The sequence below is a fragment of the Streptomyces fumanus genome, from assembly GCF_014655295.1.
Taxonomy (GTDB): Bacteria; Actinomycetota; Actinomycetes; order Streptomycetales; family Streptomycetaceae; genus Streptomyces; species Streptomyces fumanus.
Genome location: NZ_BNBI01000008.1, coordinates 150,846 through 173,258, shown reverse-complemented (window position 1 = coordinate 173,258; position 22,413 = coordinate 150,846). Strand labels below are relative to the sequence as shown.

Annotated in this window: 21 protein-coding genes; 10 read left to right on the top strand and 11 right to left on the bottom strand. The window is 70.1% G+C overall.

What is annotated here, in order from left to right; all coding sequences use genetic code 11:
• Positions 1–163: 163 nt before the first annotated feature.
• Positions 164–1,120 carry an aldo/keto reductase gene (locus tag IE316_RS18890; protein ID WP_190205574.1) on the top strand — a complete coding sequence of 319 codons (957 nt, stop codon included), beginning with the start codon at positions 164–166 and terminating at the stop codon, positions 1,118–1,120.
• 96 nt (positions 1,121–1,216) lie between these two features.
• Here the strand turns inward: IE316_RS18890 and IE316_RS18885 are convergent, their stop codons facing one another.
• Genes IE316_RS18885 through IE316_RS18860 form a run of 6 tightly spaced genes read right to left on the bottom strand, consistent with a single transcriptional unit; the run spans position 1,217 to position 6,457 of the window.
• Positions 1,217–2,257, bottom strand: coding sequence for a Gfo/Idh/MocA family protein (locus IE316_RS18885; protein WP_190205573.1), 1,041 nt, complete (start codon positions 2,255–2,257; stop codon positions 1,217–1,219).
• On the bottom strand, positions 2,254–3,000 hold the full coding sequence (locus IE316_RS18880) for an SDR family NAD(P)-dependent oxidoreductase (protein ID WP_190205572.1): 747 nt from the start codon (positions 2,998–3,000) through the stop codon (positions 2,254–2,256). Before IE316_RS18880 ends, IE316_RS18885 begins: the two co-directional genes overlap by 4 nt.
• A 10-nt stretch (positions 3,001–3,010) precedes the next feature.
• Entirely contained in the window at positions 3,011–3,904 is an 894-nt protein-coding gene (locus IE316_RS18875) for an NAD(P)-dependent oxidoreductase (protein ID WP_190205571.1), read from the bottom strand.
• Complete coding sequence (locus tag IE316_RS18870) at positions 3,901–4,776, bottom strand: NAD(P)-dependent oxidoreductase (RefSeq protein WP_190205570.1); 876 nt, start codon at positions 4,774–4,776, stop codon at positions 3,901–3,903. Before IE316_RS18870 ends, IE316_RS18875 begins: the two co-directional genes overlap by 4 nt.
• Before the next feature lie 28 nt (positions 4,777–4,804).
• Positions 4,805–5,413, bottom strand: a complete 609-nt coding sequence (locus tag IE316_RS18865) for a hypothetical protein (protein WP_190205569.1) — start codon at positions 5,411–5,413, stop codon at positions 4,805–4,807.
• Positions 5,414–5,422: 9 nt separating this feature from the next.
• The gene (locus IE316_RS18860; RefSeq protein ID WP_190205568.1) at positions 5,423–6,457 is read right to left on the bottom strand and encodes an inositol-3-phosphate synthase; all 1,035 of its coding nucleotides are present in this window, start codon (positions 6,455–6,457) and stop codon (positions 5,423–5,425) included.
• Between the two features lie 443 nt (positions 6,458–6,900).
• Between IE316_RS18860 and IE316_RS18855 the strand changes: the two genes are divergently transcribed.
• From IE316_RS18855 to IE316_RS18825, 7 genes are all read left to right on the top strand, one after another.
• Positions 6,901–8,166, top strand: a complete 1,266-nt coding sequence (locus tag IE316_RS18855) for an MFS transporter (protein WP_308438934.1) — start codon at positions 6,901–6,903, stop codon at positions 8,164–8,166.
• A gap of 490 nt (positions 8,167–8,656) precedes the next feature.
• A complete protein-coding gene (locus IE316_RS18850; protein WP_190205566.1) occupies positions 8,657–8,833 on the top strand; it encodes an acyl carrier protein in 177 nt (58 codons plus the stop codon).
• Positions 8,830–10,188 (top strand): AMP-binding protein, encoded by a 1,359-nt coding sequence (locus tag IE316_RS18845; RefSeq protein ID WP_190205565.1) that lies wholly within the window; start codon positions 8,830–8,832, stop codon positions 10,186–10,188. Before IE316_RS18850 ends, IE316_RS18845 begins: the two co-directional genes overlap by 4 nt.
• Positions 10,178–11,410 (top strand): MaoC family dehydratase, encoded by a 1,233-nt coding sequence (locus IE316_RS18840; RefSeq protein WP_190205564.1) that lies wholly within the window; start codon positions 10,178–10,180, stop codon positions 11,408–11,410. Before IE316_RS18845 ends, IE316_RS18840 begins: the two co-directional genes overlap by 11 nt.
• A complete protein-coding gene (locus IE316_RS18835) occupies positions 11,386–12,711 on the top strand; it encodes an FAS1-like dehydratase domain-containing protein (protein WP_190205563.1) in 1,326 nt (441 codons plus the stop codon). The genes IE316_RS18840 and IE316_RS18835 overlap by 25 nt, the downstream gene beginning before the upstream one ends.
• A gap of 3 nt (positions 12,712–12,714) precedes the next feature.
• A complete protein-coding gene (locus IE316_RS18830; protein WP_190205562.1) occupies positions 12,715–14,019 on the top strand; it encodes a DegT/DnrJ/EryC1/StrS family aminotransferase in 1,305 nt (434 codons plus the stop codon).
• A gap of 24 nt (positions 14,020–14,043) precedes the next feature.
• On the top strand, positions 14,044–14,712 hold the full coding sequence (locus IE316_RS18825) for a TylF/MycF/NovP-related O-methyltransferase (protein WP_190205561.1): 669 nt from the start codon (positions 14,044–14,046) through the stop codon (positions 14,710–14,712).
• Here the strand turns inward: IE316_RS18825 and IE316_RS18820 are convergent.
• The 5 genes from IE316_RS18820 to IE316_RS18800 all read right to left on the bottom strand — a co-directional run bounded on the left by IE316_RS18820 (position 14,666) and on the right by IE316_RS18800 (position 19,354).
• On the bottom strand, positions 14,666–15,625 hold the full coding sequence (locus IE316_RS18820) for a GNAT family N-acetyltransferase (protein WP_190205560.1): 960 nt from the start codon (positions 15,623–15,625) through the stop codon (positions 14,666–14,668). The two genes, IE316_RS18825 and IE316_RS18820, sit on opposite strands and share 47 nt — an antisense overlap.
• 5 nt (positions 15,626–15,630) lie before the next feature.
• The gene (locus IE316_RS18815) at positions 15,631–16,833 is read right to left on the bottom strand and encodes a GNAT family N-acetyltransferase (RefSeq protein ID WP_190205559.1); all 1,203 of its coding nucleotides are present in this window, start codon (positions 16,831–16,833) and stop codon (positions 15,631–15,633) included.
• Positions 16,834–17,033: 200 nt separating this feature from the next.
• Positions 17,034–17,627 carry a TetR/AcrR family transcriptional regulator gene (locus tag IE316_RS18810; protein ID WP_190205558.1) on the bottom strand — a complete coding sequence of 198 codons (594 nt, stop codon included), beginning with the start codon at positions 17,625–17,627 and terminating at the stop codon, positions 17,034–17,036.
• A 142-nt stretch (positions 17,628–17,769) separates the two neighbouring features.
• Positions 17,770–19,161 carry an amidase gene (locus IE316_RS18805; RefSeq protein WP_190205557.1) on the bottom strand — a complete coding sequence of 464 codons (1,392 nt, stop codon included), beginning with the start codon at positions 19,159–19,161 and terminating at the stop codon, positions 17,770–17,772.
• On the bottom strand, positions 19,148–19,354 hold the full coding sequence (locus IE316_RS18800) for a hypothetical protein (protein ID WP_190205556.1): 207 nt from the start codon (positions 19,352–19,354) through the stop codon (positions 19,148–19,150). Before IE316_RS18800 ends, IE316_RS18805 begins: the two co-directional genes overlap by 14 nt.
• Positions 19,355–19,502: 148 nt before the next feature.
• Here IE316_RS18800 and IE316_RS18795 point away from each other — a divergent pair, with 148 nt between their 5' ends.
• Entirely contained in the window at positions 19,503–20,828 is a 1,326-nt protein-coding gene (locus IE316_RS18795; RefSeq protein WP_190205555.1) for an MFS transporter, read from the top strand.
• 11 nt (positions 20,829–20,839) lie between these two features.
• Entirely contained in the window at positions 20,840–21,775 is a 936-nt protein-coding gene (locus IE316_RS18790) for an MBL fold metallo-hydrolase (RefSeq protein ID WP_229910458.1), read from the top strand.
• The last annotated feature ends 638 nt before the right edge of the window (positions 21,776–22,413 follow it).

Here is a 22,413-nt window from a genome sequence, read left to right as displayed (position 1 = left end):
CTCGCTGAGCCGTCGAGGTCCCTCATCGGGGCAGCCACTGAGCAGGAGCAGCCTCGCGGACCTGGGTGACCCCCTCATGCGCGCCGGTGGTTGTCCCTAAGGTGGCTCTGGTCCGGCACGACGTCCTCGGCCCGGCCGGGCCGACGAACGGAGGGAGAGGGGATTGGGTTCGCTAGGGCTCGGGGCCGCCACCATCGGCAACCTCTACCGCGCGATCTCCGACGAGACCGCGCGAGCGACCGTGGACGCCGCCTGGGAGGTGGGGATCCGGCACTTCGACACCGCTCCGCACTACGGGCTGGGGCTTTCGGAGCGGCGGCTGGGCGCCGCACTGGCCGAGCGGCCGAGGGACGCGTTCGTCCTGTCCACCAAGGTCGGCCGGTGGCTGGAACCGTCCGACCAGGGAGGGAGCGACCTGGCCATCGGCGGCTACGACGTTCCGGCGGACTTCCGGCGAGTGTGGGACTTCAGCGCGGACGGTGTGAAACGGTCGCTGGAAGCCTCGCTGGAGCGGCTGGGGACGGACCGGATCGACACGGTCTACATCCACGACCCCGACGACCACTGGGTTGAGGCGGTCGAGGGTGCGTACCCGGCCCTGGCCGCGCTGCGGGACCAAGGCGTCGTCGGGACGATAGGGGTGGGCATGAACCAGTGGGAGATGCCCGCCGCCTTCGTGAGGGAGACCGACATCGACCAGGTGATGCTCGCGGGCCGGTACACGCTGCTCGAGCAGCCGGCCCTCGATGAGCTGTTGCCGCTGTGCGTCGAGCGCGGCGTGTCCGTGGTGGCCGCGGCCGTGTTCAATACGGGACTGATGTCCAGGCCCGAGGTGGGTGACGACGCGCGCTACGACTTCGCCCAGGCGCCGAAGGAGCAGGTCGCCCGAGCCCGTGCGCTCGCGGCCGTCTGCGCCCGCCACGATGTGGTGCTCCCGCAGGCGGCGATCCAGTTCCCGCTCGCCCACCCGGCTGTGACCTCCGTCGTCGTCGGCGCCCGCACGGCCGAGCAGATCACCGACGCGGCCGAGTGGATGGCGGCTCCGATTCCGCCGGCCCTCTGGGACGACCTCCGGTCGGTCGGTCTGCTCGGCGCCGACACGCCTGTGCCGGTGCCCTGACCCACCATCGCTCGGCCGGGAACGCGTACGCGCCGGGACCGACGGCCCCCTGAGCGGCCGCCGGCCCCGGCGATCGGTCACCCGACCGTCACCGTGTCACAGGGCGACCTCGATCCCGCCGGCCCGGACCGAGCGGTACGCCGCCTCCGCCAGACGCACCGCGTAGGTCGCGTCCTCGGCGGTGACGGCGGGTGCGTGCCCACCGCGGACCGCACGGACGAAGTCGGCCGCCCCCCGGTGCATCGACGCCGCGCGCCAGTTGCGCGGATCGGCTGGGACGCCGGGAAGCGGGCTCCCGAAGTCGGCCGCGTTCCGGTGAAAGGTCACCACGGGGTCGGTCAGTTGGTCGCACACCATCGATCCGCGGTCGCCGTACACCTCGAACCGCTCGCCCCATGGCACCTCGACGTTCAGAGCGACCTCGATGGAGAAGTGCCCGCCGTTCGCGAAGCGGCCGGTCACCACCGCACCGTCCTCCACTTCCGACTCCGGGACTCCGTGCTCCACCGACCAGCGCCGGGTGGTCGCCTGGACCGACACCACTGGCTCGAACATCCACCGCAGCACGTAGAAGAAGTGGGTGGCGGCGTCGAGGACGGCCGCGAAGCCGTACTCCTCGTGCTTCCACGATTCCTCGGGATCGGCCAGCTCCGCGACGGCCGATCCGTAGATGAACGCCCGGACGAGCCGGATGCCGCCGATCCGGCCGGAGTCGAGCTCCTCCTTGATCCGCAGGTAGCCGGCGACGAAACGGCTGTTCTCCGACACGGAGAGTACGACCCCGCGGTCCTGGGCGGCCCTGATCAGCTCCCGGCACTGGTCCTCGGTCACCGCCAGCGGCTTCTCGACCGTCACGTGCCGGCCCGCTGCCACGGCCGCCGTCACCACCGTGTGGTGCAGCAGGTGCGGGAGGAGGACGACGACAGCGTCCACCTCGGGGTGAGCCAACAGCTCGTGGTAGTCGGTGAATCCCGGCACGCCGAGTTCCGTGGAGACCGCGGCGGTCTTCTTCTTGTCGATGTCGCACACGGCGGCGACGAACGCCTCGTCCGGCAGTGCGAGGTACCCCTCCAGATGGGCCGGGCTGACCCGGCCCAGCCCGATGACACCGATGCCGAGCCTGCTGGACGCGCTCACTTCGCCACCCACCCGGAGTCGACCAGCAAGTCGGTGCCGGTGATGAAGGACGACCGGTCGGAGGCGAGAAAGGCGATGGCGTGGGCGATCTCCTCCGGCCTGGCCCACCGGCCCAGCGCCTGCTCCCGCTCCCGTTCGGCCTTCACCTGCTCGAACGGGAGCCCGAGCCGACGCGCCTCGATGCCGATGTCCTCCCGCAGCATGGCCGTGTCGACCGAGCCCGGCGAGACGCTGTTGACCCGGATGCCCAGCGGTGCCAGTTCCCAGGCGAGACCCCGGGTCATCGACAGCACGGCGCCTTTGCTGGCCGCGTAGACGACGTGCTGGGTCTGGCCGATGTGGCCCGAGACGGAGGCCACGTTGACGATGACGGCGCCGTCCCGCATCAGCGGTACAGCGTGACGGCAGGTGAGGATCGTCCCGCCGAGATTGACGTCGACGACCCGGCGGTAGTCGTCCCAGGTCGTGTCCAGGAACGGCTTGACCACCACCGTCCCGGCCACGTTCACCAGGAGGTCGACCCGGTCCAGGTCGCCGAAGACCTGGCCGACGGCCGCCTCGTCACTGACGTCGGCGACCCGGTAGCGGTACCGCTCCGGGTACTTCGCCGCCATGGGCGAGGGCTCGGCCGCCGGCAGCACGTCCATCCCGACGACCGTGTAGCCGTCCTCCATCAGCCGGTCCACGGTGGCCGCGCCGATCCCCCGCGCCGCGCCCGTGACCACGGCGATCCCTGTGCTCATCGACTCCTCCTCATCCACGCTCCGGCCATTCGACCCCACTCGCTTCGGCTGTCAGGGGCGTGATCCGCGTGTAGTCCTCCCCTGCGTGCCCGTCGTCGGCGAGGGCGTTCCAGAGGTCATGGGCCCGGGTCAGCATCGCCGGTTCCATGCCGTGGCGGTGCGCCACGTCCAGGGCGACCCGGGCGTCCTTGGCGTACTGGCCGATGGTGAACCGGGCGGAGTACTCACCGGCGCGTGCGAACGTGGGGATCTGCGTGGTGGTCGCGAACGACGTCGCGCTGCTCGCGTTCAGCACGTCGAGCAGGATGTCCACGTCGAGCCCGGCCGCGAGGCCGAGCGCGAGTCCCTCCGAGGCGGCGGCGAGGTTCGCCGCGGCCAGCAGATTGTTGATGGTCTTCGCGACATCGCCGTCACCCGGACGTTCGGAGATGTGGATGATCCGCTGTCCGAACACCTCCAGGACGGGCCGGGTCCGCTCGACCAGCGCGGCGGGCCCGGCGGCCATCACCGTGAGAACACCCTTCTCGGCACCCGCGACCCCGCCGGCGACCGGGATGTCCAGCAGCGCGATCCCGTGCTCGGCCGCCCGGGCGGCCAGTGCCCGGGTGGTCTCCGGGTGCGACGAGCTCATCTCCAGCCAGCACGAGCCCGGTTCTGCCGCCGCCAGGATCTCGGGAGCCGCCGCCTCCACGACCGCCGCGTCGGGCAGGACGGTGATCACGGTTTCCGCCCCGCGGAGCGCCTCCGGACAGCTCCCGGCGACCTGCACGCCCAGCCCGCGGGCGTGGCCCGCGGCGTCGGCCGACACATCGAACCCGCTCACCCGGTGCCCCGCTTCGACCAGGCGGCGCGCGACGGTTGCGCCCAGACGGCCGAGGCCGACGACGGCGATCGTCGCGGTCATGAACCGCTCCGGGTGGCCAGGTAGGTCGCGGCATAGTCGGCCTCGCCGTGCCCGAGCCCGATGGCACGCTCGAACTGGCGGACCACGGTGTCCACGACAGGCACCGGCAGACGGGCCCCGGCCGCGGCGTCCAGCACCAGCCGCAGGTCCTTGTGGGCCAGCCGCAGGGTGAAGTCCGGCGGGAATTCCTCCCGCGCCATCGCACCGCCCTTGAGCCGGACGTAGGGGAGGCTGACACCGCCCTGCTCGATGGTGGAGAAGAAGGTCTCCGGCTCGAAGCCCATCGCCTTCGCGAAGGCCACCGACTCCGCCAGCACCTCGACGAGCGAGAGCAGCCAGGTGTTCACCACCAGCTTGAGGCGCGTGCCGGCGCCTGCGGTCCCGACCCGCAGGGTCTGCTTGCCGATCGCGTCGAAGAACGGCCCGCAGGAGTCCAGCGCCTCGTCCGCCCCGGAGGCCAGCAGCACCAGTTGGCCGTTCTCGGCGGGGGTTCGGGTGCCCAGCAGCGGGGAGTCGACGAAGGCGACGCCCGCGGCGTCGGCCAGCTCGGCGTAGCGGCCGGTGTCGGTGACGCCGACGGTGCTCGACTGCACCCAGACGGCGCCGGGCCGCATCGCGTCCAGGAGGCCGGGCGCCACCGCGTCGACGGCGGGGCCGTCCGACAGCACGCTCACCGCTATGTCGGCGTCGGCCACCGCTTCCGCCACCGAGGAACACACCCGGATGCCATGGGCCTCCAGAGGCTTGGCCCGCTCGGCGGTTCTGTTCCACACGGCGACCGTGCAGCCGGCCGCGCCGGCGTTCCGGGCGATCGGCGCGCCCAGGGTGCCGGTGCCGAGCACCGCCACCCGGAGGGCCGGGGTTGGGGTCATGTGTGCCACCTCGTTTCTCGGGTGCCGCTCACCGTCGTGGCGCTTCGGCGACCAGCTTCAGGAGGGCCTTTTCGAATGCGGCCGGGTCGTTCCGGTAGAGCGCGTTGACGTCCTCCGCGACCGGTGCGAAGTCCAGTAGCCGTACCTCACCCGGGTAGCCGCAGGCGTCCAGGTGCCGGCGCACACGCTCGACGAAGTCCGCCACGCCGTCGGCGTAGGTGTCCGGATCGTCCCGCTCGGCGATGATCACCGCCGTTTTCGCCGGACTGAGGTGATCGCGGTCGAAGCAGTCGACGTTCTCGGCACCGGGGAACCCCACCGCCGCGAACCCCTGGTACCAGAGGGTCCAGCAGGTCGACTCCCCCTCGGCCAGCAGCACGATGCCGCGCCGCTCGGCGAACTCCCGGTTCTCCGGACGCCAGTAGGCGCGGACGGGCCGATCGGAGTCCTCGAAGGTCGACCCGGTCAGGCCGGTGATCTGCCAGCGATGCCTGGCCCGGCCGAGCCCACCGTCCGGCGTCGGGTATGCGATACGGACACCTCCGCCGGGGATGTCTCGCAGGCCGAACCCGGTCAGTACCTCGACGGGGATGTGCTTGACCCTGGCCAGCAGGTCGACGGAGACGAGATCACTCATGAGTCCGCCCTAGTCCGCGTTCTCGGCAGCCAGAACCGCGAGCAGCTCCAACGCGTGGTCGCCCTGGCGCAGCGGATCCTCCACCAGGGCGGGCGACTTGAGCAGCGTCGTCGCCGCCACCGGGAAGCCGGTTTCGCCGCGCCGTCGGGCGATCGCCGCGATCCGGATCAGGTCGATGATCACGCCGGCCGCGTTGCTGGAGTCCTGGACCTGGAGCGTGACGTCGAGCTTGACCGGCATGTCGGCCCAGCCGCGGGCCTCGATGGACAGGTGCGCCACCTTCCGGTCTCCCAGGTGTGAGACGAACCCGGCGGAGGGAATGACGGTCACCCGGTCGGTGCGGCTGACCTTCTGGCGCAGCGCCCGGTGTTTGGACGCCTCCTTGTTGGCGCCGTGCTTGCGCAGGTTGGCGAAGTCGGCGTTGCCGCCCATGTTGACCTGGTAGGAGCCGCTGAGCGTGAGGCCGCGCTCCTCCAGCAGGGCCAGCAGCGCCCCGTGGACTATGGAGCTGCCGAGGTGGCTCTGCAGGTCGTCGCCGACCAGCGGGACGCCTTGAGCCCGCGCCTCGGCCTGCAGGTCGGGCAGGCCCGCGACCGGGTCGGGCGTGCAGTTGACGACAGCGACCCCCGCTGCGATGGCCGCACGACCGTAGGCGCGGGCGACCTCGGGCAGCCCCGTCGGCAGCGAATAGAGGAGGACCTCCACGTCCAGTTCCCGCAGGATCTTCGTCACCGAGGTGAGCTGCTGCTCGTCGTCCGGATCGGCGATGCCGGGCAGGACCTCGGGGTCCTCGGTCATCTGCGGCGCACCCAGCACCGGGTAGTTGTTCGGTGCGGCGAAGATCGCCTCGGACAGCGGCCGGCCGGCCTTGGTCTCCGAGACGTCGAACGCGGCGACCACGTCGATGTCCGTCACCCTCAGTCCGCCGAGCACGGGGTGGGCGATGCCGGGCAGCTCCTCCTCATCGTCGAGCTGCCGGTAGAAACCGATGCCCTGGACCAAGGCGGAAATATTGTTGCCGACGCCTGCGACAGCCAGCCTCATGCCGTGCTCCTTCTTTTTGACCGATCCATGTCGTACGAAGGCCGCCGAGGGGTTCCACAATTCGGGGTGCTCTCATGCACCGCTCGGCGGGACGCGCCAATCAGATCGCGGTGAACAGGCACGCGGCATAGGAGTCAGCACCGATCCGCGAGCACAGGAATAAGGGATCATCGAACGCCTGGAGATCCTGTCGTCGAGGTGTCCGAGATCACTGGTCTTCCAGGTAACCCGACGAGCGTTTGCCGCGCAAGACGTGATCGGGCGTCTTTCGGCCACATTGACCGCGCCAAGGAAACCCGCAACGGACCGCTGCGGGAAAAGTGCGCCGAAATGGCCCGCAATCTGGCACGGCCCCGGGCGGTTACTGGCCGGAACTGGGCCCGGCGCGGTGTCCGTGCTGATTACATGGACAGCGGGGCAGCCAGGTGATAGGTCTGGGGAACATGCGTGGTGGAGCGGGGGACCCGGCCTTGAGTCTGTGGAGCCGTCCGGCGCTTTCTTACATGTCGGGCGAGTTCTTGTCTCAAAGCGGTACGTACCTGTCGGTCACGGCCCAGAGCTGGATCGTGCTCGAGAGCACTCACGAACCGCTGGCGCTGGGTGCTCTGATGGCCGCGCGGTACGCGCCGGCGGCGCTCCTGGGACCGGCTATCGGGAAGTACGTCGACAGCAGGGACCCGCGCCGATTGGTGCAGATCGCGAACTACGCCCAGGCGGTGCTGGCCCTGGCACTGGTCGGCCTGGCGTTCACGCCGGCATCGCTGGTGCTGGTGCCGTTCATCGTGGTGGGTTCGGTGAGCCAGATCTTCGCCATGCTGGAGCACGCCGGGCGGATGGCGTACGTCGCGGCGATCGTCCCGGACGAGCTACGGGCCAGATTCGCGGGGGCGACCAACTCCGCCAGCACGCTGGGCCGGATCGCCGGCCCGGCTGTCGCCAGCGCTGTGCTGACACTGGGTCCGTCGGGACTCTGCTTCGCCGTCGACGCCTCGACCTTCGTGTTCGCCGCGCTGCTGCTGCCCCGGCCCAGGTACGAGGTGCGGATCGCGGGACCGAGCACGCTCCGCGAGGGCCTGAGGGACATCTGGGGCCTGCCGCGGGTCCGCAACCTCCTCCTCGTCTTCGCAGCGGTCAGCCTGGTGTCCTTCAACGTGGCGACCATGATCCCCCTGCTGGTCCAGGAGGAATACCTGAACGACCCCAGGACGCTGGCCGCGTTCAACATCGCGTTCGGGATCGGCTCGTTCCTCGGCGGCGCGCTACGCGCCTGGCTCCGCACCAGCCCGTCCGTCTCGGCGTTCTTCGGTCTCCTGCTGTTCGGCGCGACCTTCCTGGGCCTGGGGCTGACGAACTCGTGGGCCGTCACGCTCGCCCTGCTCTTCGCCGGCGGGTTCGGCCGGCTGATGTTCACCGCGTCCTCGGAGGCGGTGCTCGCCGTCGGCGTCAGCCAGGAGCGCCGCGGACTCGTCGGCAGCCTCTACGCGATGGCGTTCACCGGCACCACACCTCTGGGCGCCCTCCTGGTGACATCGCTGGCGGGGCGGATGGGCACCAGCGCGACCCTGGTGGTGTGCGGCGTCACGGCCGCCGCGGGCGGGGTCACCTACATGGTGTCGCTGGCCGCGGACCGGTCCCCGGCCAGTGCGGATGCCAAGGAGGGGCAGGGCCGCCTGCCGGCCGCGTCCCGGCCGCATCGCCCCGACGGGTGACGACCGCGTGATCCACTGCGTACCACGTCTTCGAATGAGAGGGGGGTGGTGCTCCACCTCGGCGAATTACGCGAGGCGTACGGAAGTCCGGGCTTGTGCCAGGCGGACCGGGGTTTCTCCGCCGGAAGGGACGCTCCCCGGCTCCGGAACTTCCCTGGTTAGCCCGATGACTGTCCGCGAGGCTGTCCAAAAACGGGTACCCCTCTCGGAGGTTGGCCTCGAACGGCTTCCGTGAATGACCCTTGACTCCCCGCAGTGCCGTGCCTAGGTTGGATCAGGGTTTCCAGGGCAGGCCGAAAATAAGGCAACTCCGAAGGGCTCCGGAAAGTTCCCCGCGTCGGCCCAGGGATTGCCGGGTCAAAGGAATCCGCCTATGACTCGCAGAAGGGGCATCATGTCTTCGCCTGAACGAGGAATACCGGCATCCAATTTCGACCGTCGGCTGACAGAGGCATTCCGGGAAGGACTGGATCTGCCACCGGACACCGACGTGACCGGGCTGGTCTTCGGGGAGCACGACCACTGGGACTCGCTCGGCCATGTCCAGCTCGTCATCGCGCTGGAGGCGGAGTTCGATCTGCATCTGACCGGCTCCGACGTGATGGAACTCAGAAGTTACGCAGCCGCGGCGGAGGTGGTCAGGTCGCATCGGTCCACGCTGTCATGAGGCCGGCCCTGCTCCATTGGCTGGACACCCCACCGCCCCGGCCGGCCGTGCTGGATGCCGGCACCGACCAGGTGTGGACGTACCCCGAACTCGCCCGCCAGGTACGACGGCGGGCAAAGACCCTCAGTTCCGGGAACAAGGCGCTGGTGCTCTGTCTGGCCCGTCCGGACCTCGGTACCGTCACGGGTTACCTCGCCGCGCTGGCGGCCGGGCACGCGGTCATGCTGCTCGACGGCGCGACGGCCCCGTCGTTCGTCGCCAACGCCCTGCACATCTACCGGCCCGAGTTCCTGGTCGACGGCGACCGGATCGACCGAATCCACGAACCGGACCGTGCGCCCCACCCGGATCTGGCTGTCCTGCTGAGCACGTCCGGCAGCACCGGCAGCCCCAGGTTCGTCCGGATCAGCTCAGCCGCCCTCGACGCCAACGCCGCGCAGATCGTGGAGTTCCTCGGGCTCGGTCCGGACGAGCGAGCCGTCCAGAGTCTGCCCCTGCACTACTCCTACGGCCTGTCCGTCCTCAATTCCCACCTGCTCGCCGGTGCCTCCGTCGTCCTCACCGGAGCCGGCCTGGTCGCCAAGGAGTTCTGGGACGCGGTCCGCGACACCGCCTGCACCTCGTTCGCGGGGGTGCCGTACGCCTACACCATCCTCGACCGCATCGGGTTCGAGCATCTGGACCTGCCCGCGCTGACGACGCTCACTCAGGCGGGCGGACGGATGCCGCCCGAGACCGTGCTCCGTTTCGCCCGGGTCATGCGCGGACGCGGCGGCCGGCTGGTGGTCATGTACGGACAGACCGAGGCCACCGCCCGCATGGCGTACCTCCCCCCGGAGCACGTCCTGGACAAGCCCGACCGGATCGGCGTCCCCGTTCCCGGTGGCAGCCTGTCCCTGGCCGAGGACGGCGAGCTGGTCTACACCGGCCCCAACGTCATGCTGGGCTACGCCGAGAGCAGGGCCGACCTGGCCCGCGGTGACGATCTGGGCGGGCAGTTGCACACCGGTGACCTCGGCCGGGTGGACGACGAGGGGATGTTCTCCGTCGTGGGGCGCAAGAGCCGCCTGGCCAAGCTGTGCGGCCAGCGCGTCAACCTCGACGAACTGGAGTCTCAGCTCACCAACTGGGGACCGATCGCGGCCCTCGAACTGAAGGAGCGCCTGATCGTCGTCCGTGCTCCCGGCGACGGTCCGGACCCGCCCCCGGCGGAACTCCGGGCGCATCTGCGCGACCTCCTCCGTATCCCCGCCCGGTTCATCCGGGTGCACGAGGTCGAACGGATCCCGACGACCAGCTCCGGCAAGACGAACTACGCGCGTTTGGAGGGTGAGCTGAGTGTCGATGACCGATGAGACCGAGAGCCGGCCGACGGCGGACCCCCTGCCGGACGAGGCGGTCGACGAACTGATCGCGACCGGCCGGCCACGGGTCGGCTGTGTGGCCCCCGACATCGACCCCGGACTCGACGTGGCGAGCTGGATCAACGTCAGCCGGTTCGTCGAGGCGACCGGAGACGAGAACCCCCTGTTCACAGATGTCCAGTACGGCGCCGGATCGGCCCACCACACCATGCTGGCACCGCCCACCTTCGTGCTGGCGGTACGCATGCCGGACTCCCACGGCGGGCTGGCCCTCGAGGGGCACCGGCTGGTCGAGACCGGCTGGTCGCTCTCGCTGACCTGGAACGACACCATTCGGCTGGCCGACCCGCTGACCGGGCGCGCCGAGGTGGCGGACCTCACCCGTGGCCACGACGGGTCCGGCCGTGCACTCGCCCGGGTCACGACGGCCGTCCAGTACTGGCGTCACGGTGTGCCGCTCGCCCACGGAACCTGCCGGGTGGAGCTGGCTCCGGTGGGCCCCCACCCTCCCGAGCGCGCCGTCCACCACTACGAGCCCGACGAAGTCGACCGCATGGTGCGCGAACTGGACGGCGAGGAACCGCCGAGGGGAGGACGCCCCCGTTTCTGGGGTGACACCCCGATCGGCGAGACCGGGCCCACCCTGCTCAAGGGGCCCCTGTCCCTCGCGGAGTTGATGGTATGGGTGTTCGCCGAGGGAAGGCCGGTCCGGGCCGGCAACCTCCACCACGAACGGCTGGCCGGATTCCCGGGGCGGCGGAGCGTCAACCCGGTCACCGGCTGGCCCGCCTGGGACCGGGCCGAGGCGTGGCTGGACTCGGCGACCGCACCCAGCGAGGGCCTGCCCGCTCCCGCCGCCCGGGGCGGACTGCTCTACTCCTTGGCCGGCCAGTACGTCACCCACTGGATGGGCGACGACGCCTTCCTGCGCCGCCTTGACGTCGACATCCTCCGGCCGCTGCTCTACGGAGACGCGCTTCGGCTCTCCGGCACGGTGGTCGACCGGTACACCGTGACCGACGAGGCGGCCCACCGTTATCACGCGGTCACCCTGCGGGTCACCGGTGACAACCAGCTCGGCGAGACCGTCCTGAGCGCCACTTCGACCGTGTTCCTGCCTGACCGGGGCAAGCCCGTCGCGCTTCCCGTGACCGGCGGACTGTCTTTCGAGACCACCGGAGAACCCTTGTGCAGACGTTCGACGAAGCCCTGACCGAGTTCATCGACCGCAGTCGCGCACTGCTCCACCAGGAGAGTCCCGAGGACCGGCCGCCGCCGCACCCCGCCCCGCTGGACCGGGATTCCGTCCCGGTCCCGAGCGCCCTCATCCTCACTGACGAGCTGATCCGGCGCTATGCCTACACCATCGGTGACGACAACCCGCTCTACACCGACCCCGCCCACGGCGAGCGGTCGTGGTACGGCAGCCAGGTGGCTCCCGGAACCATCCTCGTTCACGTCCGGTACCCGGGCGACCACGGCGCCCAACGGGCCCAGGGGTACCCCGTGGCCAACTTCCTCTCCGGCGTGGCCTGGGAGTTCTACGACGCCCTCCGGCCGGGCATGCGGTTCAGGTCGTCGAAGATCCCCCGGGAGATGGTGATCGGAAAGGGCCTCCAGGCCGATGTGATCTCCCATCACTCCGAGACCTTCTACTGGAACAACAGCGACGAACTGGTCGCCAAGGCGTACGGACGCCTCATTCACCTGCCCGTCGAGCAGATGGGCGGCACCCGGGTGATGCCCGTCCAGCGCCTGGGCGAGCGGATGTTCTACGACTACGAGCCCTACCGGTACGACGCCCGGGAGGTCGAGGACATCATGGCGGCCTTACGCGACGAGCGCCGCCGGGGCACGGCACCGCTGTGGTGGGAGGACGTCACCGAGGGCGAGCAACTGCCCCGCATCGTCCAGCCGCCCTACGGCATCCGCGACGAGCTGACCTACCAGTCGCTGCACCACGGCCTGACCGCGGCCTTCGACCGCACCCGTCTGGTACGTGCCTTCCGCCCCGCCTACCAGCGGTGCCGGCTGAACCCGGACTTCGCCCGGACCCACCCCCTCACCGGCTGGCCGTACACCGCCTACGACGAGCACGAGGACCGGTACCTGGCGGCCTACCGGTGCGAGCCGCTGCCCTTCGACTTCGGCATTCAGCGTGCGCAGATCCCGCTGCGGCTGCTCACCAACTGGGGCGGCGACACCGCCTTCGTGCACCGGATGTACACCTCGATGCGCAAGCCCGTCTTCTACGGCGACACCGTGTTCTTCCACGGCAAGGTGGTGCGCAAGTACCTCGCCGAGAAGGCGGACGACGCCGGCCGGACGGCCGTCTACGCCGCGGTGGCCGTCGAACTCGTCGGCACCAATCAGCGCGGGGAGGTGCACTGCCTGGGCTACGCCACCGTGCTGCTGCCGTCACACGAGCACGGCGCGCCACAACTGCCTGTGCTGCACCCCGAACGTCCGGAGTACGAGCCGTTCGACGTGCACCGCCGAGCCGATTGGTACTGACCCATGTCCACTCTTGCCCTCAAGGGCGGCCCGCCGCTCGTGGACCGGCACCGGCACCGGTCCTGGCCCGACATCACCGACGACGACCGCCGCGCGGTGGACCGTGCGCTTCGGCGCGGGATCACCGCCGGGCCGAACGCCCCCGAGATCCGCGCGCTGGAGGAGGAGTACGCCGCATACGTCGGGGTGCGGCACTGCGTGGCCACCAGCGCGGGAACGGCCTCTCTGCACGCCGCGCTGGCCGCCGTCGGAGTCCGCCCCGGCGGCCAGGTGATCGTGCCTGCCTACACCTTCGTCGCCTCGGCCCTGGCGGTGGTCCATCAAGGGGCGGAGGTCGTCTTCGGCGACGTCCAGCCCGAGTCGTACAACCTCGACCCGCGGGGGCTGGAGGCCCTCATCACCGACCGCACCCAGGCGATCATGGCCGTCCACATCCACGGCCGCCCGGCCGACCTGGACGCCATCCTCGCCGTCGCCGGCCGGTACGGCATCCCCGTCGTCGAGGACAACTCCCAGGCGCACGGCATCCGTTACCGGGGGAAGACGACGGGCTCCTTCGGCCTGGCGTCCGGGGCGAGCATCAACCAGTCCAAGAATCTCTCCGGCGGTGAGGGCGGTCTCTTCACCACCGACGACGAGGAACTGGCGTTGATCGCCCGCCGGCTCGTCCTCTACGGCGAGGACGTCCTGCCCGAGGTCGTACGTCCCTACTGGTCCCATGGCGTCGGGTACAACTACCGGGGCCAGGAGATGGTGTGTGCCCTCGCACGCAGCCAGTTGCGCCGGCTCGACGACTACAACGCGCGGGCCCAGGACAACGCGGAGCGCTTGACCGCGGCCATCGAGGGGATCAAGGGTCTCGCCCCGCCCCGCCCGAGCCCGGACGCGGGCTGCTCCTACTGGAAGTACGCCGTGCGGGTGCGGCCGGAGGAGCTCGGCTTCGACGGTGACCCCCGCGACCTGCGGGACCGGATCATGGGGGCGCTGCGTGCCGAAGGAGTCGAGGTCAGTATGTGGCAGCCGCAGCCCGTTCCCGCTCAGCCCGTGTTCCGCCGGGCCACCCAGGTGTGGCACCCCAGGGCCGAGCGCGAGCCGCTGCGGCCCTGGGACCCGGCCGACTTCCCCGTGGCATCCGCCCTGTGCGACGCGACCCTGTCGGTCGGCAGCGTCAAGCACCCGCTGTACGTCCAGGAAGCCGGACTGATGGACCAGTACGCCCAGGCTTTCGACAAGGTGATGTCCCACCTGGACACCGTGTTGTCCGCCCCCTTCGAGCCCTCGCCCCGCCCTCTCGACTCTCCCTGCTGAGGCCCGCCGGCCATTGGAGGTTCCGTGAACATCACCGAGACGATCGAGTTCCTGCGAAGCAACTCGCTCACCTTCTCCGGGCGTCCGGGCAAGCTGGAAGTGGTGCACGACATGGCCGCCCGGGTCGAGTCCGCCGGTGTGCCGGGCATCTTCCTGGAGGCCGGCGTGGCGATGGGCGGGTCGGCCATCGTCATCGCACAGACCAAGGCGGCGGACCGACCGCTGCGCCTGTACGACGTGTTCGCGATGATGCCCGCGCCAGGCGACCAGGACGACGCCAAGTCGCACGCCGATCACCAGGCACTGCTGAACCAGGTCATCGAGCGCGAGCAGGACCGGATCTACCATCAGCACGTCGACGACCTGCTCGCCTTCACCCGGGAGAACATGCGCAGAGCCGGTGTCGACCCGGAGAAGTCGCGCATCACCTTCGTCAAGGGACTCTACGAAGACACCTTGGTGGTCGAGGAGCCGGTCGCCTTCGCCCACATCGACTGCGACTGGTACGACTCGGTACGGCTGTGCATCGAACGGATCGCGGACCGGGTCAGCGTCGGCGGCATCATCCTCTTCGACGATTACGTCGTCTACAGCGGGTGTCGCAAGGCGGTGCACCAGTGGCTCGGCCGGGACGAGCGTTACCGCGTCATTCACGCCGACCGGACACTGGCCGCCCAGCGGACATCCGAGTGACGGTGACGTCGGCCATCAGATCGGTGCGGTAGGGGCCGAGATCGAGGTTCGGGTCCGTGGTGTAGAAGTGCCCCCAGCCTCCTCGCCAGTCGGAGGATTCCGGGAACCCGAGGATCAGGGCAGGGCTGTCGAGGCCGTCGAGTCGTAGCAGACGGTCGGCCTCGACACCCCCGGAGTTGCCCATGTCCTGGGACGGCAGGGGTTCGAAGCCCATCCGCCGTTTGAAGCTGAACAGGCCGGCCTTGGCGACATGGCCGTAGAGGTTCGGCTCAGTGCCCAGGCTGGTCGCGGTGAACCCGCGCTCCCGGCTGACCCGGACGGCCTCCACGTAGAGCGCTCTGGACAGGGCGGTCTCCCGGAACCGCTCGGCGACCGCGGAGTAGCGGATCTTGGTGAACCGCGCGTCGGGGGCGGCGACCACCAGACAGCCGCCGACCAACTGCTCGCCCAGGTACGCCCAGACCGCGAGGTAGGGCTCCGCGAGGATCTGCTCGTGCTGGCTGTCCGCGTAGGGGATGCCGTGCCGCATTCGGCCGATCCGGGCACGGTAGATCTCCAGGAAGGCCCCCAGTGGACCCGGGCCGACGGGGTCTTGGACCGTGATCCGGATGCCTGCCTCGACGGCCATGCGCCGGGCCCTGCGTATGCTCCAGCGCTCCCCCTTCGGCAGCTTGGCGAGGAACTCCCCGTCATCGGCCCCGGTCCCGGTGATCCAACTGATCTTCGCGGGCTTGGGTACGAATCCGGCCGCCCGCAGCATCGGCCAGGCGTCGCGCGACGGTTCGGCCACGCGCAGCACATCGATCTCCGGGGCCGCCTGCCCCGGCGGCACGACGGCTCGCCAGTCCCCGGCCAGCGCCTCGTCGAGTGTCAGGAATCCGACCGATAACCCCGCCTCGTGCTTGATTTCCACGCCCCTCAGCCCTTTCCGTGCCTGGCGTACTTCTGCTCGATCCGGTCGAACCTGTGGCGCCGCACCTGGTCCACCAGTTCCAGTTCCGCGGCGAGCGAGGGATCTCCCGGAGAGCGCACATAGGCCAGGAAGTGGCGCGGTCGGCAGCCCCGGCTGCATTTCGTCTCGTACGACCCCATCGAGTAGGAGATCGACGAGACGCCCTCGCCGATGGCCAGCTCGATCGGGTGGTAGAAGAGAAGGTTGAAGTACAGGTACACCTCGGCTGCCATGGAATAATCGAATCCCGGGAAACGCGCCCACCACACCGGCCCGTCAACGATGAACGTCATGAATCCCAGAGTCCGTCCGCGCTGCCGGGCCACGAACACCGAAAGCGCGTCACCAACGTGTTCCTGGAGCTTTCGGTAGTCGGCGACGGTTTCGTCCAGATCTGCCTGCCGACCGTATTTCTGTCGCCATTGAAGTTCCAGTGCTGCCAGTTCCGGCCCGAGGACCCCCGGTCCGTGCCGCTCGACCGTCACGCCCGCCTCGGCGAATGCGCGCCGTTCCCGCACGATCGAGGAGCGGCGCTTCGCGCTGAACGAGTGCAGATACTCGTCGAAGGAACCCCACTGGATCGGCAGGTGACAATCCGCACCCACCGAGACCCGCGCATACCCCCGGGCCCGCAGCGCCTGGTCGAGCGCCTCGTCGACCCCTTCGAGGGCGTAGACCCAGCAGATCATGCCCGCGGAGACCGCGGCGGCCCGCTTCTCCGCCTCGGCCGCGGCGACGTCCAGCACTTCCGCGCGGGCAGCCTGGGACAGCCGGGCGGCGTAGCCGACACCTCCCATGCGGCCGGGAGCGCCGAACACCAGAGACTTGCCGGAATCCAGGGCGGTCAGCCGCTGCCGGATGCCGGCCAGCCTCGCCCGCGCTCCGGACCGATCCGCCACGTCCTCGTCCTCGACTTCATCCAGAAGGAACTCCGCAGGCCGGTAGCCGGGATGGGACGAACTGTCGGTGACATAGCCGGGTGCTCCAAGGAGCGCCTCGCCGTCCTTTCCCGAGACCGCCAGGAAAGAAGGTTCGCCATGAATGGTAGCGCTCCGCGCCCGCAGCCAGTCGTATCCTAAATAAGGGGACGGCCGGGAAAGGCTTTCCCACCATTCCCGAGAGATGTTTGAGGGGTCGGCATGGAATTCCACCGACAGCTCGTCGCACACGTTCCGACCGAATGAGTACAACAGAACTCCCCAATCGATGAAGATCCGCCGATCTTACACCAGCACAGAGAGCTCCGCCAGCCTCGCACCATCCGAAAAGAATCGGCCCTTTTTCTAACGACGGCCGAATCCGGGACGTCCTGGTGTCCTCATTCGAAGCGTCATCGGATTGGCGGCGCCCAAAGCGACGTCCCGGTCGGTCATCGCTGGGGATGCCGAGCGCCGGCCGCGGTCTGCTGGGCGCACACGGCGTTCGTCACGAGCTCGCGCGCGTACGCGGCGTCCAGGCGGCCAGGGCGGAAGAGGATGCGGTACATGATCGGCGCCACGATACGGTCGATCAGCAGTTCCCTCTCGGGCACCGGCTCCCCCCGCCGCACCGCACGGGCCAGCACGACGTCGATCTGCTGTGCGGCATACGCCGAACACTGACCGGCATTGGTGCCGTCGGGATCGCCGAGCAGGGCGTCCCGGATGTAGGCGCGCCCGGGCGGCGAGGCCATCTCTTCGAGGAACTGTTCCGCCCACGCGTCCAGATCGGCCCGCAGGCTTCCGAGATCGGCCGGATCCGTTTCCGGGCGCAGTCGTTCGACGGCCACGTCGGACAGGAGTTCCTGCAGGTCGCCCCAGCGACGGTAGATCGTGGAGGGGGTCACGCCCGCCCGAGTGGCCACCATCGGGACGGTGAGCGCGTCGCGGCCCACCTCCGCTACGAGTTCACGTACCGCCGCATGGACGGACTCCTGTACGCGTGCGCTGCGCCCGCCGGGGCGAGCCATGGGCCTGGGACTCATGCGGTCCACCTTAATGCGATTTTGTTGCTTCTAGGCGGTGGCCGGCGTCGGCGGCCCGCGGGGCTACGCATCCAGGTGGCCGAGCACGGCGGACGCCCCTGCGGCGACGCGACCGCGTGCCAACTGGAACGTCCGCCTTCCCTCAGGCGGCGAGGGGAGCGAGCCGCCCCGCGCCGGCCACCGACTCCTCGTAGGCCCGACCCACACGAAGCACCGTCGCGTCGTGGAAGGGGCGCGCCATCAACTGCATGCCGATCGGCAGTCCGGCGCGGTCCTGACCGACCGGCAGGGTGAGGGCCGGGACGCCGGTGATGTTGGCCGGGGCACAGAGGCGGACGTAGCTGTCCGACACGGACTCGGTCGTGCCATCGGCCCACTCGACGGCTTCCTGCCCCGCCCCGGCGGCGGTCATCGGCACCGTCGGCGCGGCGAGGACGTCGATGTCGTCGAACATGCGAGCCCAGGCGTCTCGCATCATGGTGCGGGCCCGCTGGGCGCGGAGGTAGTCGCCCGCGGAGGTGAGCTCGCCGGCCTCCAGCAGGATGCGGACGTCCGCCGCGTACAGGTCGGGAGTGGCCCGCAGCGACCGCTCGTGGTAGGCGGTGGCCTCGGGAACCATCAGCCCCCACTGGACGGCCTGGAGGTGACGCGCCATCGGGATCTCGACGTCGACGAGCTCCGCCCCCAGCTCCGCCAGCCGCTCGATCGCGCCGCGTACGGACTCCTCGACCTCGGGCGTGACCCGGTCGAAGTAGTGGTTCCGCGGTACGCCGACCTTCACTCCTCGCAGGTCGCCTCCCGGGAAGCGGTCCGGCGTCGGGCCGGACACGCTCGCCGGGTCGCGCGGATCGTGGCCGACGGTCGCCGACAGCACCAGCGCGACGTCCTGGACGGTGCGGGTGAGGGGGCCCACGTGGTCCAGGGACCAGGACAGCGAGGTCACGCCTGTGCGCGGGATCAGGCCGTAGGTCGGCTTGAGGCCCACCACTCCGTTCAGGGCCGCGGGGACGCGGATGGAACCACCCGTGTCCGTGCCCATGGCGAACGTCGCCCCGCCGGCGGCGACAGCCACCGCCGAGCCGCCGCTCGACCCGCCCGCGACCCGGCCGTGGTCCCAGGCGTTGTGCGTCTGCGGAGTGGTCAGACCGTAGGCGAACTCGTGCGTGTGCGTCTTGCCCAGGAGGACGGCCCCGGCGGTGCCGAGCCGTTCGGCCACCCGGCTGTCGCGTTCCGCCACGTGCCCCGCCCGGACGCGCGAGCTCGCCGTGGTGGGCATCCCCTCGACGTCGATCACATCCTTGAGCGCCATGGGGATCCCGTGCAGCGGCCCGCGAGGTCCGCTTCCGGAGATCTCCCGTTCGGCGCGGACCGCTGCGGCCAGGGCCGCGTCGGCGGCGACGGTGACGTAGGCGCCCAGCCGTCCTTCGACGGCGGCAATACGGCCGAGCACCGATTCGGTGAGTTCGACGGGGGACAGCTCCCGTGCGCGCACCGCACGGGAGGCTTCGGTCAGCGACAGCTCAAACGGTTGCATCGGCGTTCCCCTGTCCGGCTCGGTAGGAGGACGCGGGCGGGATCTCGCCGAAGTCGAGCTCGCGCAACGTGCTGATCACGGAGTGGATGTGGTTGGCCGTCAGGGCCACTTCTTCGTGTCGGCCGTCCCCGAGGGGGAGTCCCGCCCGCAGCGCCCCTCGGGCTGCCTCTTGGGGGGTGAGTTCGCTGGTCATGGCTTCCTTCCGGATCTGTGCGGCGCGACGGGACCGGGCTGGTACGGGACCCCCGACCACCGTAAAAGCGAATGGTTTGCTTTAGTCGATCGTAGGATCTACGGTGGCTTAAAGCAAACGAATCGCTTTAAGCACGGGAAGGACCCTCATGCAGAGCGTCCCCGCGGGCCTCGCGCCGCCCCGCACCTCCCCCTCCGGACGTCTGCCGTTCGCCTTGCACGCCTCGATCCTGATCGCGCTGCTCGCCGCGTCCAGCGCGCCGACCCCGCTGTACCCCCGCTACCAGGCCCAGTGGCAGTTGTCGTCCCTCGACATCACCGTGGTCTTCAGCGCCTACGCTCTGGCGCTCCTGACCGCACTGCTGACGACCGGCACCCTTTCCGACCATGTGGGACGCCGCCCCGTGCTCCTGGGCGCGCTCACGGTCCAGATCGCCGCCATGGCACTGTTCGCGACGGCCGGCGGCCTGACCGCCCTGATCGGCGCCCGCGTGCTGCAGGGCATCGCGACCGGCGCGGCGACCAGCGCGGCAGGCGCGGCTCTCCTCGACCTGGAAGACCCCGCCCGGCCGGGTCGCCCCGCTCTGGCCAACACCATCGCGCCGGTGGCGGGCATGGCGGCCGGCGTCCTGGCGGCCACCCTCATGGTGCGCTTCGCCCCCGTTCCGACGATCACGGTGTACGCGGCCCTGATCGCCGTGTTCGCCACGCAGGCCATCGCCCTCGTCCCGACGTCCGAGACCGTCCGTCGCCGTCCCGGAGCACTGCGCTCGATGCGGCCCCGCCCGGCGCTGCCGTCGGCGGCCGCCCATGCCTCGCTGCGCCACGGCGCCGGCGTCGTCGCCGTCTGGGCATTCGGCGGCTTCTACTCGTCCCTGGGACCGGGCTTCACACGGCTCGTCTCCCCCGGTGGCCCCGAATACGCCGGCGGCCTGGTCTTCTTCACGCTGACGGCCGTCGCCGCCCCGACGGTGTACTTCACGCGCGGGATGCGTGCCGACGTCTCCGCTCTTCTCGGGAGCTGCGCGGTGCTTCTGGCGGCCGTCCTGACCCTGGGTGCCCTCCATCTCGCCGGCCCCGTACTTCTCTTCGCCGGGGCGGCCCTGGCCGGGTTCGGCTTCGGAGCCGTCTCCCAGGGTGCGCTGCGCGCGGTCGTCGACTCGGTCCCGGCCCGGGAGAAGGGCGGCACGCTCGCCTCCTATTACGTACTCGGCTACCTGGCGATGAGTCTGCCCGCCATCGGCGCCGGCGCCCTCGCCGCCGGCTTCGGGCTGCGTGCGGCGGCACTGGCCTGTGCCGGCTGCGTGGCCGTACTGGCGACCGTCGCGGCCGCGACGCTGACCGCCACGCCGCGCGGCCGGCGCCGGACACCGTCCCCGGACGCCCACTCCCGCCCGCCGAGGAGCACCTGCACATCCGCCTCACCCGACACGCCCGCTCCGGACATCTCCGTCCTCGCGACCCATGACAGATAAGGAAAGTCGCCGTGTTCACCTCATCCCGAACGACCAAGTCCCCTACTCCCCCCGCCTCTTCCTGGACGGTGGGCGACCACACCGTACGACGCATCGACGAAGTGGTCCTGCCCGCCCAGACCGGTCCGTGGCTGCTGCCCGGAGCAACCACCGACCTCGTGACCCGGACTCCCTGGCTGAGCCCCGAATTCGCCGACGAACAAGGCGTCCTGCGCCTGACGAGTCACAGCTTCGCCGTCGAGGTGGACGGCATGCGGGTGCTGGTGGACACCGGCATCGGAAACGGGAAGCGGCGCGCCAACCCCGCCTGGCACAACCTGAACAGCGACTACGAAGCACGGCTACGGGCTGCGGGCTTCGCGCCGGAGAGCGTCGACATCGTGGTCCTGACCCACCTCCACGCCGACCACGTGGGGTGGAACACGCGTGCCGAGGGCGACGCCTGGGTGCCCACCTTCCCGAACGCGCGCTACCTCACCTCACGCACCGAGTGGGACTACTGGGCGGGTGTCGACATGGAGGAGGCGCGCCGGCAGATGTTCCGGGACTCGGTCCATCCCGTCCGGGAAGCAGGTCTGCTCGACCTCATCGATGTCGCGGACGAAGGGACGGACGTCGCGCCGGGCATCCGTCTGCTGCCCACCCCCGGCCACACACCGGGGCAGGTAGCGGTGGAACTGAGCAGCCGTGGCGAGACCGCATTGGTCACCGGCGACAGCATCCACCACCCGGTCCAGATGGCGCATCCCGAGCTGTGCAGTTGTGTGGACATCGCCCCCGACCTCGCGGCCAGGACCCGCAACCAGGTGCTCGGCTCACTGGCCGGTACGTCGACTCTCCTGCTGGGCAGCCACTTCCCGCCGCCGACCGCCGGACACGTACGACGCGAGAACGACGGGTACCGACTGGTCCCGGCTCCCTCAGGGGGCACGCCCATCGACCACTGAAGCGGATCGGAACAGCCGGGACGTGCCGCGCACGAGTCCGTGCGGGTGACGTCCCGGGAGCGGCTAGGAGACTCCTCCGGCACGCGCTCCGTCGTCACCCCAGATCCGCCCCTGGGCGCCCGACGCATTCCTCACCTGCCGCCTCCCTTGACACGCAGAGAGCAGGTTCCACTTTCCGAAGACCGCTCTAGGTTTGCTTCCTTCGCCGAGTCAATCCAGTCCGTACAGGACCCAATGTGTCTGCTGTCGGCGAATCGACATGAACCCACACATACCTGTACCTCGGTGGCCGGGAAAGACGAGGACAGAGCAGGCGCCTTCTAAACGCCTACTCCCCGTGGCCAGCACCACATGGCTCCGATGCCACCATCTCAACGGTTCCGAGCTGACGGCCTGCAACAGTCGGACCATGGTGGGTACGGTGGCCTATGTACACGCTGACCCCGACGAAGTCGACCAAGCTGCACGTGGGGGATCCTCGCCTCTGCGGGGGTGGTCCCCGAGACGATCCATCTTGGGGTTTGCCCGAATTTGTGTTCCCCGCGCACGCGGGGGTGGTCCCCGGACCCCCGGCTGCTCGGCTGCGTCCAGCGCATGGTCCCCGCGCACGCGGGGGTGGTCCCAGCGGCACCCAGTTC